Consider the following 13901-nt stretch of genomic DNA (forward strand, 5'->3'; position numbering starts at 1 on the left):
ACCAATCTCCCACTGATGAGAGAAGATAGACCTCGTGAGTCTGAGTCTGTGGAGCGCCCCTCTAGCCCAAACGCCGGTCGACGCAGTGGTGACACTGCCCGGATCGAAGTCCATCACCAACCGAGCCCTGATCCTGGCAGCGTTGGCGGACGGTCCGTCCACCCTCACCGGCGCCCTCCGCAGCCGTGACGCAGACCTCATGATCGCGGCATTGCGTAACCTCGGGATCGGTATCGAGGAAGCGGGCGATCCCAGCACGCTCGCCGTCACACCCGGACCGCTGCGCGGCGCCGACGTCGACTGCGGGCTCGCCGGTACCGTCATGCGATTCCTCCCGCCCCTGGCTGCAACGGCTGACGGCGTCGTCCGTTTCGACGGCGACGAGCAGGCCCGGACGCGGCCACTCGGCACTATCCTCGATGCTCTGCGAGGCCTGGGCGCGCAGATCGAAGGCGACGCTCTGCCGTTCACCGTGACCGGAACCGGGTCGCTGCGCGGCGGAACCGTCACCATCGACGCGTCCGGTTCGTCACAGTTCGTCTCAGGCCTGCTGCTCTCGGCCGCAGCGTTCGAGCAGGGCGTCACCGTGCACCACACCGGCAAGCCGGTTCCGTCGATGCCACACATCGACATGACCGTCGAGATGCTGCGCGAAGCCGGAGTGTCCGTCACGACTCCGGCCACGGGCGGCGACGCCGACACCTGGCGGGTCGAACCCGGACCGGTGCGCGCTATCGACTGGGTCATCGAACCCGATCTGTCGAATGCCACACCATTCCTGGCAGCAGCGGCTGTTACCGGCGGTACCGTCAGCGTGCCGTTGTGGCCGTCGTCGACAACGCAGCCCGGCGACGCGATCCGCGATATTCTCGCCTCGATGGGAGCCGAGGTCACCCTCGCCGACGGCATCCTTACTGTGCGAGGTCCCGAAACGTTGCGCGGCATCGACATCGACCTGCACGACGTCGGTGAACTCACCCCGACGGTTGCGGCGCTCGCCGCGCTGGCAGAGGGAACGTCTCATCTGCGCGGCATCGCACACCTGCGGGGCCACGAGACGGATCGACTGGCGGCACTGGCGGACGAGATCAACAAGCTGGGCGGGTCCGTCACCGAAACCGATGACGGCCTGACCATTGTCCCCGCGAAACTGCATGGTGGGCAATGGCTCTCGTACGCAGACCATCGCATGGCCACGGCCGGCGCGATCATCGGCCTGGTCGTCGACGGCGTGGAGGTCGACGACGTCGCAACCACGGCCAAGACGCTGCCGGGCTTCGAGAACATGTGGACAGACATGCTGGCACCCTCCGCGCGAAAGGCAAGCTTCTGAGTCCGCGGCAGTACGACGAGTCCGACGTCCGGGTCCGCCCCGGTCGCGGATCACGCCCCCGCACCAAGACCCGCCCTGAGCATCTCTCTGCCGAGTCGGGGATGGTGGTCTCGAAGGATCGTGGCCGGTGGGGTTGCGTCCTCGGCGGCGATCCCGACCGGCTGATCGTGACGATGCGCGCCCGTGAACTGGGCCGCACGCCCATCGTCGTCGGTGATCAGGTGGACATCGTCGGCGATCTGTCTGGCAAGACCGACACCCTCGCTCGCATCGTCCGGGTCTCCGAGCGTTCGACCGTGCTTCGACGCACCGCTGACGATACGGATCCGTTCGAGCGCATCGTGGTCGCCAACGCGCAGCAGTTACTGATCGTGGTTGCCTTGGCTGATCCGCCGCCGCGCACCGGATTTGTCGAGCGCGCCCTGGTCGCGGCATATGTGGGCGGTCTCACGCCGATCGTGTGCCTCACCAAGAGCGACCTCGAACCGCCGGAGGAGTTCGCCAGCACCTTCGCCGACCTCGACATCCAAGTGGTCGTGGCCGGTCGTGACGATCCGCTGGACGAACTCACCGCCATCCTGCACGACAAGTTGACGGCCCTGATCGGGCACTCGGGCGTCGGTAAGTCGACGTTGGTGAATCGCCTTGTCCCCGACGCCAATCGAGCCGTCGGCATCGTCTCGGGCGTCGGCAAGGGACGGCACACGTCGACGCAGTCTGTGGCCCTCCCCCTCGCCGAGGGTGGTTGGGTGATCGACACGCCGGGCATCCGATCGTTCGGCTTGGCCCACATTTCACCGGAGAATGTTGTCGCCGCTTTCTCCGACCTCGCGGCACAGATCGAGGATTGCCCTCGCGGATGCACGCACCTCGGCCCGCCCGCGGACCCGGAGTGCAAGCTGGATCTTCTCGAAGGAAAATCGGCCCGTCGTGTGATTGCCGTGCGGCAACTCCTCGAGGCCATCAAATCCAACGACCAGTACTGACAAACGAGAAAAGCCCAGACACCGATTTCGGTGTCTGGGCTTTTTCGGTAGTTGATCAGCGCAAGCCGAGCAGGCTCCGCAGCTTTCCGCTCTTACGCTTTTGCGCTATGGCGCTCTTGAGTCCACGACGACGGCCGGTGACCGGATCGACGCTCGAGGCGGCGTTGCCGTCGAACATCAACTCGGATGCCGTTTCCGGCGCATTGTCGACGGTGTCCTTGAGGTACTTGTTTGGCAGCGACAACTTGGCGATGGTGCGCCACGACTTGGCGTACTGCACCAGGAAAGGCCCGGTCGTGTAAGGCAAGTCGTACTTGTCGGTGAGCTCACGAACCTTGACCGCGATGGCCGGGTACCGGTTGCTCGGCAGGTCGGGGAACAGGTGATGCTCGATCTGGTAGCTGAGGTTGCCGGACATGAAGTCCATCAGCTTGCTGCCCTCGATGTTGGCGCTACCGAGCATCTGACGCAGGTACCACTGCGCCTGCGATTCGCCGTCGATGTCTGCCTTGGTGAACTTCTCGGCGCCGTCCGGGAAATGCCCGCAGAAGATGATGGCGTTGGTCCACAGATTGCGAATGATGTTCGCGGTGAAATTCGCACTGAGAGTGCTCTTCCATGCCGGTCCCGTGAGTGCCGGGTAGACGACGTAGTCCTTGACCAGTTGCTTGCCGACCTTCTCGCCGACCTCACGCAGTTTACGACGCGTGTCGTCCATGTCCGCGCGGCCCTTGGCCACCTTGCCGAGTTCGAGATGCTGCGCGGCGATGCCCCACTCGAAGAAGAGCGCAAGCAGGGTGTTGTACACGAGGTTGCCGGCATTGAACGGCTTCCATCGCTGGTCGCGGGTGACGCGGAGCAGTCCGTATCCGACGTCGTCGTCCATGCCGAGGACGTTGGTGTACTTGTGGTGCAGGAAGTTGTGGGTCTGCTTCCAGTGCGCCGACGGGCCGGTGACGTCCCACTCCCACGAGCTCGAGTGGATTTCCGGATCGTTCATCCAGTCCCACTGCCCGTGCATGACGTTGTGGCCGAGTTCCATGTTCTCGATGATCTTCGCGACACCGAGAACGCCGGTGCCGAGCAGCCACGCCGGGCGCTTGCGGCTGGCGAACAGGATAGCGCGACCACTGACCTCGAGGGTCCGCTGAAGACGAATGACGTTACGGACGTAGCGTGCGTCTTTCTCGCCACGCGAATCCTCTATGTCGCGACGGATCGCATCGAGTTCACGACCGAGCGCTTCGACGTCGGCTTCGGTGAGATGCGCATATTCCTTGACGTCTGCAATCGCCATGCGGGCCTCCTACGGTGAGTTCTTGTCGAAAAGTTCATGCCGAACGGATTCAACACGACCTACTCTAGCGTAAGTTACGGCACCGTAGGTTAGCTTTTGCTCGATGTAATCTATATCACTTCTTGCGCTTCGGCAGGCGAGAACGCGCCTGCGACTTCAAAGCCGTCAACAGACCCAAGCGCTTGCCGGTCACCGAATCGGTACGCAGATCGTCGACCATCGCCATCGCAGCACCCTTGAGTCCCGGCTCCCGGAACCGCAGCTCCGAGGAAGTCTCCGGCGCATTGTCCGAGGTCGCGATCAACCACTTGTCCGGCAGGGCCAGCTTGTGAATGGTGCGAAGCGCAAGCAGATACTGCTTGAACAACGAACCTGTCGTGTACGGAAGATCGAACTTCTCGCACAGCGCACGCATCTTCACAGCAATCTCCGGATAGCGATTACTCGGCAGATCCGGGAAGACGTGATGCTCGATCTGGTAACTCAGGTTGCCGCTCATGAACCCCATGAGCTTTCCGGAATTGAAGTTGGCGCTACCGAGCATCTGACGCAGGTACCACTCGTGACGTGTTTCCTGCTCGAACTCTGCGACGGTGAACTTTTCCGCACCATCGGGAAAATGGCCGCAGAAGATGACCACGTACGCCCAGAGGTTACGAACGAGATTTGCCGTCGCATTAGCCGTCAGCGTCGATTTCCACGCGGGCCCGGTCAGCAAGGGGAACACCACAAAATCCTTGCCGACCTGTCGGACGATCTTGCGTGCAAAATCCTTGTTGGCCTGGGAGTTCAGCTGCCCCTTCGCAGCACCTTCCAACTCGGAAGCCGCAGTCAGGTCATGCAGGGCGATGCCCCACTCGAACGTCGCCGCAAGAATGACATTGGCAATCGGCTGCAGAAGATTGATCGGCTTCCACGCCTCGTCCCGCGTCATCCGCAGGATCCCGAAGCCAAGATCCTCGTCCATCCCGACAACATTGGTGTACGTGTGATGCTGGTAGTTGTGGGCACGTTTCCAGTGCTCGGACGGGCCCGTCTGATCCCATTCCCACGAACAGGAATGAATCTCCGGATCGTTCATCCAGTCCCACTGCCCGTGCATCACGTTGTGCCCGAGTTCCATGTTCTCGATGATCTTCGAGATACTCAGCAGCGCCGTGCCCGCCAACCAGGCGGGACGGTACTTGCTACCGAACAGGGCGATACGACCGCCGAGTTCCAAGGCGCGCTGGACGCGAATGACCCGACGAATATAGCGAGCATCCCGGATTCCACGAGAGTCTTCGACATCGAGTCGAATCTGGTCCAGTTCACGCCCGAGCGCTTCGACATCAGCTGCGGTGAGGTGCGAAAACTCTTTGATGTCGGTGATTGCCACCGTTGTCCTCCGTGTGCCTAGAAGCTATGCGTCCAGCGTACAGTCGCCCGCCGCGGCGGAAATGCATGTCTGGATGCGTTCACCCTCGACATGCTGCTTTCCCGAGCGTAGGTCGATTGCATGACCGGAAACGAGAGGTACAACACAAGTCTGGCAAATGCCCATTCGGCAACCGAAAGGCATCAGAGCGCCGGACTGTTCCCCGGCTTCGAGAAGTGTTGTCGCACCGTCCACCGTGACGGTCTTTCCCGACTTCTCGAACGTGACAGTGCCGCCGTCTGCGGACGCATCGATCCTCGACACCGCAAACCGCTCCATGTGCAGGCGGTCTTCGATCCCCTCGGCCTTCCACACGTCGTCGATCTCGTCGAGCAACGGCAGGGGTCCACAGGCCCAGGTGTGACGCTCACGCCAATCCGGGCACACCTGATCGAGTGAACTGAGCTTGAACTTTCCGTCGCGGCGCGTCAGCTGAATGTGGCTGACAAAATCCTCATGCTCGGCATGTAGTGCCGTCAGTTCGTCCGCGAACATGACATCGGATTCCGTGGGAGCGGAGTGCACGTGCATGACGTCGGGCAACTGCCCTCGACGATTCATCGTGCGCAGCATGCCCATGACAGGCGTGATTCCGCTGCCGGCGGTGATGAACAGGACCTTCTCCGGCGGCGGGTCCGGCAACGCGAAGTTACCGGCCGGCGTGGCCAGACGGACGATCGTGCCGGACGGAACAGCTCCGCTGACCAGGTGGCTCGAAAGGAAACCCTCGGGCATCGCCTTCACCGCGATGGAGATCTTCTTGTTCTCCCAGTTGGGCGGCGACGTCAACGAGTACGACCGCCAATGCCATCGCCCGTCGATGTGCAAGCCGATACCGATGTACTGCCCCGGCTGGTAATTGAAGTCGAAACCCCAACCCGGCTTGATCACGATCGTCGCGGAATCCTGAGTTTCCGGTCGAACCTCGACGATCCGGCCACGCAGTTCGCGCGCCGACCACAACGGATTTGCCAGATGAAGGTAGTCGTCAGGCAAGAGAGGTGTGGTCAATCGCGCTGCGGCACCGCGCAGCAAATTGAGCTTCGACCGCGCTGCCGGAACTACCGACGCTGCCGGTGCCTCGATCCAGTCCTTCAGACCCATCAGACCTCCACCTCTCACCTGCAATGCTCACCCGCACTACCTATGCCTACGCTATCGTAGGTTATCAGGTTACGGTACCGTAGGTTACTTCATAGTAAGGACAGCGGGTGTCCGATTTCAGAGCAGGTCGAGCAGGAACGGCAACTCTTGCGCCGCGTACCACGCCAACTCGTGATCTTCCGCGTCACCGAGGGTGAACTCGGCATCCGTGTCGCCGAGATCGGCAGCATCGACAATCGCCGCCGCCCGCTCGATATCGGGTTCGGCTTGCGCAAGATCAACATGAACGGACGCGACCTGCGCCATCGTGACCGGGCCGGCCAAGCGGACTACCGCGTCATCGAGATCCGGACGCAACTTCGCGTCGTCGACATCCGCGGCAACCACCGCACGCCGGAACGTCACCGGTCCGTCAGCGCCGGCAATCAAGCGCAACGACGCCCGCGCCGCCTCACTCATCGCGACTTCCGCCAACTCGTCGTCGTCCCCGGCCGCATAGGCCTCACGCAGTGCCGGAGTGACGGCAAACGCAGTCCGACTCATCGCGTCGAACTCCTGATCGGCAACCAAACGCTGCAGAATTTCCACAGTTGCCGGTACGTACACCCTCATGAGACCACCTTCGTTGGACTGTCACGACGCGCGAGAAACACCTACCGACTGGCGTCGGTCAACTCCTCGAGAGACTCGAAGAGCAACGAACGCACCACGTCGACGTCCGACATCGCGTCACGGTCGGCATTCAAACCGTAGTAGACATTCCCGTCATACGACGTCAAGGCAATACTGAGTGTCTGATTCTTCAGCAATGGCGAGACCGGATACATCTCCTCCATCCGCGCGCCACCGATGTACAGCGGAAACTGCGGACCCGGCGCGTTGGTGATCATGAGGTTGAACATGCGCTGCGAGAGACTGCTCGCCGCGCGCGCACTCATCGCATGGAGTGTGGCGGGCGCGAACCCGGACATCTTCACCATGGTCTGAGCGGTCACCCGACGGCCCTGACGCGCGAAAGCTTCCGTTGCATGCGCGACGTGCGACAACCGGACGACAGCATTGGGCTCCCCCACCGGCAGGTCGATCAGGAACGACGACACATGGCCGGGCGCCTGCGGGTCTTCGACGTCCGGGTTGTCCGGCCCGTCGATGTACACGGACATCGGCACCAGCGCGCGGACAACGCTCGCCTCGGTAACCGGCTCCCCCCGCGACAACAGCCAGTTCCGCAATGCCCCGGCGACCACCGTGAGGATCACGTCGTTGATCTCGCACCCGTACTTCGCCCGAATCCGTCGGTAGTCGTCGAGCGGAGTCTTGGCGACGGATAATCGTCGACTGCGCGTGATCGGCGCGTTGAGTGGATTGTTAGGGGCGACCTGCGCGGCCGTACGCACCACTGCGGCAATCTTGCCGACAGCACTGACCGCCTCCGTCATCGACGTCGTCACGTCGCCCAACGCGGCCCTCGCGCGAGCCACCCCTTCACCCGGACTCGTCACCAGATCAGCGAGCGCACCGATGAGCAGATTCAGATCACTGGGCGGTGGGGCAGGCATCCACAACTCTTCTGCGCCGGGCTGACGCTTCTCCTGCGGATCGAACAAGACCTGACTGATCTCGAGCGCGGTTTCACCGTCGACCAAAGCCGAATGCGATTTTGTGAAGATGGCAAACCTGTCGTCCGCCAGCCCCTCGACGAGGTACATCTCCCACAGCGGCCGGGTGTTGTCCAGCGGCCGGGAAATGAGGCGCGCGATCAGATCGTTCAACTGTTCGGCCGATCCCGGTTTCGGAAGGGCCGACCTACGCACGTGGTACGTGATGTCGAAATCTCGATCGTCGACCCACACCGGACGTGCCAGACCCAGAACAACTTCCCGGACCTTCTGCCGGTACCGCGGCACCAGACTGAGTCGCTCTTCGACAAGCCGCAGCAATTCGTTGTGATCGATCCCGGTGCCCGGCTGCCGGAAGATCCCCAACGAACCGACGTGCATCGGAGTGCTGCCGGCTTCGAGGAAGTAGAAGGCTGCGTCCTGAGTCGTCAATCTGTTCACCATGATTGATCACCCGCCGGCGTGTCTTTCAAAGCAACACCATCCGAACTCGCCGCACCGTCCACATCGAGCAGGATCGACAACTCCTCGATCGTGTCGGCCGCGTCGTAGTGATGGACACCCACCATGCCGACGTCGACGGCGCCTCGAACATTCACCTCGAGGTCGTCGACAAACACGCAGTCCGCCGGACGCAGACCCAACCGTGTTGCGGCCAGAAGGTAGATATCGGCATCCGGCTTTGCCATGCCGGCGTCACCGGAGAGCACGACGTCGTCCACCAACACCCCGTCGCCGAGGTCACGGAGCCACTGGGCGTCCGCTCCGCCCGGGTCGTTGCTCACGATTCCCGTCGCGATGCCCGCGCTACGAGCCCGCCGAACCACCGCGCTGAGACCGTCCAGGTCGGACCCCGGACCGAACAGCACGCCACCCACATCCAACAGAAGTCCCCGCACCAGAATTACATTAGGGTGCGGCCGTGATCTCTGCGACATCTGCAGGGGTTCGTGTCATACTTCTCACCATCGTTCGGGGGAGCGATGCAAAAAATATCCGGGGGATACATCATGACCATCGACCAACTCCACACACCACAACGCTTTCTCCAACCCGCGCCGCAGTGCGAACCGCCTGCCGATTCCCTGATGATCAGGCGACCGTCTGCCCGAACCGAACGAGTGCTGGGCACCGCACGCAGAACACCACACAGTGGAACATCCGGGCACAGTGGAACATCAGGGCACAGTGGAACATCGGGGCAATCCAGCCTCACTGCCGAGCCCGTCGCACCCGGTGCCGATGTCTTCTGGAACACGTCTCTGCGCCTTGTCCTCGAAGTCCTCGACCAACGACGAAGTCCCGCACACCTCAAATCAGTACTGTCTCCAACGGTGATGGAACTTGTTCAGCGCCTTTCCATTTCGCATGATCCGACGCGCGGACTCGGCGCCGCTCGAACCCACCGCACACACGTGAACACCGCCTCGCCCCACGCGGCCGAAGTGTGCGCGACCTTTCGACGCGGCCCACGAACCTTTGCGATTGCCGCCAGGATCGAGAACACCGACAACAAAGGCTGGATGGTCACCGCACTACACGTGGTGTGAGCATCCAGCCTTTGTCGGGTGGAAAAGTCAGCGCCTGAGAATCAGCGCTTGCGCTTGGACTTGGGTGCGCGGTTGCCCTTTGCCTGCGTGCGAGCGGCTTCACGACGCTCACGACGCGACGCGGTGTCCCCCGCGTCGACAGCCGGATCGCGTGTGGCCTTTGCCTTCCCGTCCTCGTCCGGGCCGGTGTACGTCAGCCTCGACGGGCCGTCGTCGTCAAGTCCCTTGGCGCGCAAGGCCGATGGAGCTGCCGTACCCGTGGAACCTGCCGCCGCTTGCTGCGTCGGCAGCGGCTTCGGTGCGGTCGCGGACGCCGCGGCAGCGGAACCGGCCGTGACCGAGATACCCGAAGAAGGTTGCGCAGGAGTGGCTTCGACCTGAAGGTTGAAGAGGAATCCGACGGACTCCTCCTTCAAGCCGTCGAGCATGCCGATGAACATGTCGTAGCCCTCGCGCTGGTACTCGACCAACGGGTCACGCTGCGCCATCGCGCGCAGGCCGATACCTTCCTTGAGGTAGTCCATCTCGTAGAGGTGTTCACGCCACTTGCGGTCGAGCACGGACAGGAATACCCGGCGCTCGAGTTCGCGCATTCCGTTCTCGCCGGCAATCGCGTCGATTTCGGCTTCACGCTTCTTGTACGCGGCATGTGCGTCGTCGAGCAGTGCGGTGCGCAGCTCGTCACGGGTGAGGTCGCTGGTGATCCCACCGTCCTCGCCCACGAGAGCCTTGTAGTCGATACCCACCGGGTAGAGGGTCTTGAGTGCCGTCCACAGCTGCTCGAGATCCCAGTCCTCGACATATCCTTCAGCAGTCGCGCCGTCGACGTACGCGGTGACCACGTCGGTGATCATCTGCTCGACCTGGCCCTCCATATCCTCACCTTCGAGGATCTGGCGGCGTTCCTTGTAGATCACGGTGCGCTGCTGATTCATGACCTCGTCGTACTTGAGGACGTTTTTGCGAATCTCGAAGTTCTGCTGCTCGACCTGAGTCTGCGCGCTCTTGATGGCCTTGGAGACCATCTTGGCTTCGATCGGAACGTCGTCCGGAAGATTGAGGCGCGTCATGATCGACTCGAGTGCGGAACCGTTGAATCGGCGCATGAGCTCGTCACCGAGCGAGAGGTAGAACCTGGATTCTCCCGGGTCGCCCTGGCGTCCGGAACGGCCGCGAAGCTGGTTGTCGATACGACGCGATTCATGGCGTTCGGTGCCAAGCACGTACAGGCCACCGGCATCGCGAACCTTCTCGGCGTCGGCCTTGACGTCTTCCTTGACGCGGTTCAGGACGTCGTCCCACGCGGCTTCGTACTCTTCCGGCGTGGTGACCGGGTCGAGGCCGTTCTTGCGCAGTGCGATGTCGGCGATGATGTCCGGGTTACCGCCCAGCACCACGTCGGTACCACGACCAGCCATGTTGGTGGCCACAGTCACCGCACCGGAACGACCGGCCTCGGCGATGATCGTCGCTTCCTTTTCGTGGAACTTGGCGTTGAGGACGTTGTGCGCCACTCCGCGCTTGGTGAACTGCTTGGACAGGTACTCCGAGCGTTCGACGCTGGTGGTACCGATCAGAACCGGCTGACCGTTCTCGTGACGCTCGACGACGTCGTCGACCACTGCGTCGAACTTGGCTTCCTCGGTCTTGTAGATGAGGTCGCCGTTGTCGACACGGATCATAGGGCGGTTGGTCGGGATCGGAATGACACCGAGGGTGTACGTCTGGTGCAGCTCCGCGGCCTCGGTCTCGGCGGTACCCGTCATGCCGGACAATTTTTCGTACAGACGGAAGTAGTTCTGCAGGGTGATCGTGGCGAGGGTCTGGTTCTCAGCCTTGATCTCGACCTTTTCCTTGGCCTCGATTGCCTGGTGCATGCCCTCGTTGTATCGACGGCCGACCAGCACGCGGCCGGTGAACTCGTCGACGATGATGACTTCACCGTCGCGGACGATGTAGTCCTTGTCCTTGGTGTAGAGCTCTTTGGCCTTGATGGCGTTGTTCAAGTAGCTCACCAGCGGCGAGTTCGCTGCCTCGTATAGGTTGTCGATGCCGAGCTGATCCTCGACGAGTTCGACGCCGGCCTCGTGGACACCGATGGTGCGCTTGCGGATGTCCACCTCGTAGTGGACGTCCTTCTTCAGGAGCGGCGCGATACGTGCGAACTCGCTGTACCACTTGCTGGAGCCGTCGGCCGGACCCGAGATGATCAGCGGCGTGCGGGCCTCGTCGATCAGGATGGAGTCGACCTCGTCCACGATGGCAAACGCATGTCCACGCTGGACCAGATCGTCCAGGGAGTGCGTCATGTTGTCACGCAGGTAGTCGAACCCGAACTCGTTGTTGGTGCCGTACGTGATGTCGGCTGCATACGCGACTCGACGCTCGGCCGGCGTCATACCCGAGAGGATCACGCTGGTTTCGAGTCCGAGCGAGCGGTGAACACGGCCCATCCACTCGGAGTCGCGCTTGGCGAGGTAGTCGTTGACCGTGACAACGTGAACACCGTCACCCGCGATGGCATTGAGATAGGCCGGCAACACACAGGTAAGGGTCTTGCCCTCACCGGTCTTCATCTCCGCGACATTGCCGAAGTGGAGTGCCGCGCCACCCATGATCTGCACGTGGAAGTGCTTCTGGTCGATGACTCGCCACGACGCTTCACGCGCGACGGAAAAGGCCTCGGGCAGCAACTCGTCCAGCGTCTCACCAGCGGCGTAACGCTCGCGGAACTCGTCGGTCTTGGCCTTGAGTTGATCGTCTGTCAGGCCTTCTACCTCGGGCGACAGTGATTCGACATGCTCAGCAATGTGCTTGAGGCGCTTGACCATGCGACCTTCACCAACACGGAGCAGCTTCGATAGCGACAGCGACGGCACAGTCTTGTTCGTCCTCAATCTTCGGCAACAAATGGGTGACACAGTAAAAATCCGGCCGGGGTCCGAAAACTCCGGCCGGATTCCATGGTAGGCGCTAACTCGAGGTTGCGAGGCAACCCACCTACAGATCGGTCACGTCAGGCGGATCAGGCCGTAGTCGAATGCGTGCCGACGGTAGACGACGGACGGCTTGTCGGACTCCTTGTCATGGAAGAGGAAGAAGTCGTGACCGACCAGTTCCATCTCGTAGAGAGCGTCGTCGATGTTCATCGGCTCGGCTGGGTGATCCTTGGTGCGGACCACGCGGCCCGGGCCGTCGTATTCGTCCGGTTCTTGACCGTTCAGCGAAATATCGGGCGTGGCACCGAGTGAGTCTGCGTCGACTAGCGAGGCGGTTGCCTCGGCGACGGACAGCGGTCGCTTGTCACCGTAATGGACCTTCTTGCGGTCCTTGGTTCGACGGAGGCGGCTCTCGAGTTTGTCGATCACCGATTCGAATGCGGCATAGAAGCTGTCTGCGGCGGCTTCTGCTCGCGCTACCGGTCCTTTGCCGCGGGCCGTGATCTCGACTCGCTGGCAGTTCTTGGACTGACGTCGATTGCGTTCGTGCTGAAGTTCCACGTCGAAGTGGAATATGGAGGGGTCGAAGTGTTCCAGTCGCGCCAGCTTGTCCGAAACATAAACTCGGAAGTGATCGGGTATCTCGACATTGCGTCCCTTGACGACGATGTCGGACTTCGGAACGGTGGTTTGCGTGGAACGCTCGGTCGTGGCGTCCTCGATGAAAAACGAGGCTTGCGAAGGGGTCGTCACTCGTACCTCCCAATTACGGCCCCGCTCAGTGTTTGAGCGGCGGCAAGTTCTTCAAGTACCGAGAGGGGATCCGCCCGGCATCAGGATTGAAGTACCACCTCCCACCTGTTTTCGGGTGTGCCGCCGACGCTAGTACGTAATCCGCGCGAGTGCCACTGTTAGCCCGAAATTCATTTACACACCGGCAACAACGAGCACGAGAGTTGTCCGGATTCCGATCCTCGCGAGCACCCGAATCGATTCTGCCGCAGTCGCTCCCGTCGTCAGCACGTCATCGAGGAGCACTACGTCGACGTCTCGATCCACCAATCCGGCCCCCGCGCGTGTCACGACGATTTTCTCGGCAACGTTGGTGGCCCGAGCAGCGGCAGACAACCCGACGGAATCGCGGACGCCACGCGTCATGGCCAATGCCGAATGAACTTCGGCACGGCGCGGCGGCAAGACCTCACAGGCCGCATGAGCAATGCGGCGGACCGGATCCCCGCCGCGCGAACGAGCGGCGCGCGAACGGGACGGGGCCGGGATCAGGACCAAAGTCCGACGCGTCGGATGGTGGAGCTCACCCCACCGCGCCAGATGCGTCAACGCTTCGGCCACAGCGACTCCCAAAGGCGCCGCGAGGTCGCGTCGGCCGCGCTCCTTGATCTCGATCACACTGCGCCGTCTCGCGCCACTGTATGGACCGAGCGCCCACGCCGGCGCGCCGGGATCGACTCGAGGTGTGAGCCGGATCGGATGATCGCGAAGCATGGCGACGCAGTCCTCGCACCACTGCACACCGATCCGTCCGCATCCCCCACACTCACGCGGCAACACCAGATCGAGCGCTGCCCCACCGATACTGCTCCATGTCCGAAAACCGCCGACCCCCATGCCTGTCAGTGTGCATGCGCCCACCGA

Annotated in this window: 12 protein-coding genes; 3 read left to right on the plus strand and 9 right to left on the minus strand. The window is 62.3% G+C overall.

Annotation, left to right across the window (positions count from 1 at the left end):
- Nucleotides 1-25: 25 nt before the first annotated feature.
- The gene (aroA, locus tag EEB13_RS02515; RefSeq protein ID WP_141484515.1) at nt 26-1333 is read left to right on the plus strand and encodes a 3-phosphoshikimate 1-carboxyvinyltransferase; all 1308 of its coding nucleotides are present in this window, start codon (nt 26-28) and stop codon (nt 1331-1333) included.
- The gene (rsgA, locus tag EEB13_RS02520) at nt 1288-2319 is read left to right on the plus strand and encodes a ribosome small subunit-dependent GTPase A (protein ID WP_045070554.1); all 1032 of its coding nucleotides are present in this window, start codon (nt 1288-1290) and stop codon (nt 2317-2319) included. The genes aroA and rsgA overlap by 46 nt, the downstream gene beginning before the upstream one ends.
- 55 nt (nt 2320-2374) lie before the next feature.
- On the opposite strand, the gene EEB13_RS02525 is transcribed toward rsgA, so the two are convergent.
- The 6 genes from EEB13_RS02525 to EEB13_RS02550 all read right to left on the minus strand — a co-directional run bounded on the left by EEB13_RS02525 (nt 2375) and on the right by EEB13_RS02550 (nt 8655).
- Nucleotides 2375-3616, minus strand: coding sequence for a fatty acid desaturase family protein (locus tag EEB13_RS02525; RefSeq protein WP_033231184.1), 1242 nt, complete (start codon nt 3614-3616; stop codon nt 2375-2377).
- A 115-nt stretch (nt 3617-3731) separates the two neighbouring features.
- Nucleotides 3732-4994, minus strand: a complete 1263-nt coding sequence (locus EEB13_RS02530) for a fatty acid desaturase family protein (RefSeq protein ID WP_033231185.1) — start codon at nt 4992-4994, stop codon at nt 3732-3734.
- Between the two features lie 24 nt (nt 4995-5018).
- Nucleotides 5019-6137 carry a ferredoxin reductase gene (locus tag EEB13_RS02535; protein WP_033231186.1) on the minus strand — a complete coding sequence of 373 codons (1119 nt, stop codon included), beginning with the start codon at nt 6135-6137 and terminating at the stop codon, nt 5019-5021.
- Nucleotides 6138-6254: 117 nt separating this feature from the next.
- Complete coding sequence (locus EEB13_RS02540) at nt 6255-6749, minus strand: DUF6912 family protein (RefSeq protein WP_033231187.1); 495 nt, start codon at nt 6747-6749, stop codon at nt 6255-6257.
- Nucleotides 6750-6790: 41 nt separating this feature from the next.
- Nucleotides 6791-8200, minus strand: coding sequence for a WS/DGAT/MGAT family O-acyltransferase (locus tag EEB13_RS02545; protein ID WP_045070556.1), 1410 nt, complete (start codon nt 8198-8200; stop codon nt 6791-6793).
- Entirely contained in the window at nt 8194-8655 is a 462-nt protein-coding gene (locus EEB13_RS02550; RefSeq protein WP_141484516.1) for an HAD-IA family hydrolase, read from the minus strand. The genes EEB13_RS02545 and EEB13_RS02550 overlap by 7 nt, the downstream gene beginning before the upstream one ends.
- A 111-nt stretch (nt 8656-8766) precedes the next feature.
- Between EEB13_RS02550 and EEB13_RS02555 the strand changes: the two genes are divergently transcribed.
- Nucleotides 8767-9306 carry an Rv3235 family protein gene (locus EEB13_RS02555; protein ID WP_095886570.1) on the plus strand — a complete coding sequence of 180 codons (540 nt, stop codon included), beginning with the start codon at nt 8767-8769 and terminating at the stop codon, nt 9304-9306.
- Between the two features lie 41 nt (nt 9307-9347).
- Here EEB13_RS02555 and secA read toward each other — a convergent pair whose 3' ends face one another.
- From secA to EEB13_RS02570, 3 genes are all read right to left on the minus strand, one after another.
- Complete coding sequence (gene secA / locus EEB13_RS02560; RefSeq protein ID WP_033231191.1) at nt 9348-12185, minus strand: preprotein translocase subunit SecA; 2838 nt, start codon at nt 12183-12185, stop codon at nt 9348-9350.
- A 132-nt stretch (nt 12186-12317) separates the two neighbouring features.
- Nucleotides 12318-12998 (minus strand): ribosome hibernation-promoting factor, HPF/YfiA family, encoded by a 681-nt coding sequence (gene hpf / locus EEB13_RS02565; protein ID WP_033231192.1) that lies wholly within the window; start codon nt 12996-12998, stop codon nt 12318-12320.
- Nucleotides 12999-13172: 174 nt separating this feature from the next.
- Nucleotides 13173-13874: a ComF family protein gene (locus tag EEB13_RS02570; RefSeq protein WP_045070568.1), complete on the minus strand. Its 702-nt coding sequence runs from the start codon at nt 13872-13874 to the stop codon at nt 13173-13175.
- Nucleotides 13875-13901 lie beyond the last annotated feature (27 nt).

The organism is Rhodococcus sp. WS3, assembly GCF_003797085.1.
Taxonomy (GTDB): domain Bacteria; phylum Actinomycetota; class Actinomycetes; order Mycobacteriales; family Mycobacteriaceae; genus Rhodococcus_F; species Rhodococcus_F globerula.